Source organism: Colwellia sp. BRX10-3 (genome assembly GCF_014077505.1).
Classification (GTDB): domain Bacteria; phylum Pseudomonadota; class Gammaproteobacteria; order Enterobacterales; family Alteromonadaceae; genus Cognaticolwellia.
Genome location: NZ_JACGWA010000027.1, coordinates 1 through 3237 on the forward strand (window position 1 = coordinate 1; position 3237 = coordinate 3237).

1 rRNA gene is annotated in these 3237 nt (G+C 48.3%); it reads left to right on the forward strand.

The window, feature by feature from the left end:
* Positions 1 to 322 precede the first annotated feature (322 nt).
* A 23S ribosomal RNA gene (locus H4J38_RS16840) occupies positions 323 to 3218 on the forward strand.
* The last annotated feature ends 19 nt before the right edge of the window (positions 3219 to 3237 follow it).

Sequence of the window (3237 nt, forward strand, 5' to 3'; positions counted from 1 at the left end):
AGTTCTTTAACAATCTGGAAAGCTGATATAAATACCGGTATTTATATGATGAACACGGTGTCGCGCTGTTGTTCATAAATTATAAATACCAAGCTGTTGTTAATGGGAATATCGCCTGTTAATAATGGTGATTGTGGCTCCTCCTCGGAGACGCAATCAACCCGGTAATAAATTTACTTTTACGAGTTAAATTTGTTACCACTCTTATTCAAGACACATTTATTTGTGCGTGAAAATGTCAGACTTTACAATTGCTGTGGATTAGTCTCCGCGGTGTACTTTGTGTTGATTCTTTTTAAGAGGAGACTACTTAGGGTTGTATGGTTAAGTGACTAAGCGTATGTGGTGGATGCCTTGGCAGTTAGAGGCGATGAAGGACGTGTTAATCTGCGAAAAGCTTTGGTGAGGTGATAAAAACCGTTATAGCCAAAGATATCCGAATGGGGAAACCCACCCAACGTAAGTTGGGTATCATTAAGTGAATACATAGCTTAATGAGGCGAACCGGGAGAACTGAAACATCTAAGTACCCCGAGGAAAAGAAATCAACCGAGATTTCCTTAGTAGCGGCGAGCGAACGGGAATTAGCCCTTAAGTGGTTTGTAAGTTAGTGGAATCTACTGGAAAGTAGAGCGATACAGGGTGATAGCCCCGTACACGAAAATAAACTTATCATGAAATCGAGTAGGTCGGCACACGTGAAACGTTGACTGAACATGGGGGGACCATCCTCCAAGGCTAAATACTCCTAACTGACCGATAGTGAACCAGTACCGTGAGGGAAAGGCGAAAAGAACCCCTGTGAGGGGAGTGAAATAGAACCTGAAACCGCATACGTACAAGCAGTGAGAGCTAGATTTAGTCTAGTGATTGCGTACCTTTTGTATAATGGGTCAGCGACTTATATTCTGTAGCAAGGTTAACCGAATAGGGGAGCCGTAGCGAAAGCGAGTGTTAACTGCGCGTTTAGTTGCAGGGTATAGACCCGAAACCCGGCGATCTACCCATGGGCAGGTTGAAGGTTGAGTAACATCAACTGGAGGACCGAACACACGTATGTTGAAAAATGCGGTGATGACTTGTGGGTCGGAGTGAAAGGCTAATCAAGCCGGGAGATAGCTGGTTCTCCCCGAAATCTATTTAGGTAGAGCCTCGCACGAACACCATTGGGGGTAGAGCACTGTTAAGGCTAGGGGGTCATCCCGACTTACCAACCCTTTGCAAACTCCGAATACCAATGAGTGATATGCGGGAGACACACTACGGGTGCTAACGTCCGTTGTGAAGAGGGAAACAACCCAGACCGCCAGCTAAGGTCCCAAAGTACTAGTTAAGTGGGAAACGATGTGGAAAGGCATAGACAGCTAGGAGGTTGGCTTAGAAGCAGCCATCCTTTAAAGAAAGCGTAATAGCTCACTAGTCGAGTCGGTCTGCGCGGAAGATGTAACGGGGCTAAACTAGTCACCGAAGCTGCGGATTTGAACTTAGGTTCAAGTGGTAGGGGAGCGTTCTGTAAGCCGTTGAAGGTGAGTTGTAAAGCTTGCTGGAGGTATCAGAAGTGCGAATGCTGACATGAGTAACGATAAGGGGAGTGAAAAACTCCCCCGCCGAAAGACCAAGGTTTCCTGTCCCATGTTAATCAGGGCAGGGTAAGTCGGCCCCTAAGGCGAGGCGGAAACGCGTAGTCGATGGGAAACAGATTAATATTTCTGTACTTCTATATATTGCGAAGGAGGGACGGAGTAGGCTAGGTGAGCACGGCGTTGGTAGTCCGTGTGAAAGTATGTAGGCGGTTATCTTAGGTAAATCCGGGATTTCATTTAAACGCTGAGATACGAGACGAGACTCTACGGAGTTGAAGTCATTGATGCCATGCTTCCAGGAAAAGCTTCTAAGCTTCAGATATATAGGAACCGTACCCCAAACCGACACAGGTGGTTAGGTAGAGAATACTAAGGCGCTTGAGAGAACTCGGGTGAAGGAACTAGGCAAAATAGTACCGTAACTTCGGGAGAAGGTACGCTCTCTAATGTGAAGCCCTTGCGGCGTAAGCATCGGAGAGTCGAAGTAACCAGGTGGCTGGAACTGTTTATTAAAAACACAGCACTGTGCAAAATCGAAAGATGACGTATACGGTGTGACGCCTGCCCGGTGCCGGAAGGTTAATTGATTGGGTTAGTCCTCGGACGAAGCTCATGATCGAAGCCCCGGTAAACGGCGGCCGTAACTATAACGGTCCTAAGGTAGCGAAATTCCTTGTCGGGTAAGTTCCGACCTGCACGAATGGCGTAATCATGGCCACACTGTCTCCACCCGAGACTCAGTGAAATTGAAATTGCGGTTAAGATGCCGTATACCCGCGGCTAGACGGAAAGACCCCGTGAACCTTTACTATAGCTTGACAGTGAACATTGCTCCTACATGTGTAGGATAGGTGGGAGACTATGAAACCATGTCGCTAGATGTGGTGGAGTCTACCTTGAAATACCACCCTTGTATGCGTGATGTTCTAACCTAGGGCCCTTATCGGGCTTGGGGACACTGTCTGGTGGGTAGTTTGACTGGGGCGGTCTCCTCCTAAAGAGTAACGGAGGAGCACGAAGGTTGGCTAAGTACGGTCGGACATCGTACGGTTAGTGCAATGGCATAAGCCAGCTTAACTGCGAGACAGACACGTCGAGCAGGTACGAAAGTAGGTCATAGTGATCCGGTGGTTCTGTATGGAAGGGCCATCGCTCAACGGATAAAAGGTACTCCGGGGATAACAGGCTGATACCGCCCAAGAGTTCATATCGACGGCGGTGTTTGGCACCTCGATGTCGGCTCATCACATCCTGGGGCTGAAGTCGGTCCCAAGGGTATGGCTGTTCGCCATTTAAAGTGGTACGCGAGCTGGGTTTAGAACGTCGTGAGACAGTTCGGTCCCTATCTGCCGTGGGCGTTTGAGAATTGAAGAGGGCTGCTCCTAGTACGAGAGGACCGGAGTGGACGAACCGCTGGTGTTCGGGTTGTTATGCCAATAGCATTGCCCGGTAGCTACGTTCGGAACTGATAACCGCTGAAAGCATCTAAGCGGGAAGCAGGCTTTGAGATGAGTTCTCACTGGAGCTTTAAGCTCCCTAAAGGGTCGTTGGAGACTACAACGTTGATAGGTTGGGTGTGGAAGTGCTGCGAGGCATTGAGCTAACCAATACTAATTACCCGTGAGGCTTAACCATACAACACCCAAGTAGTTTT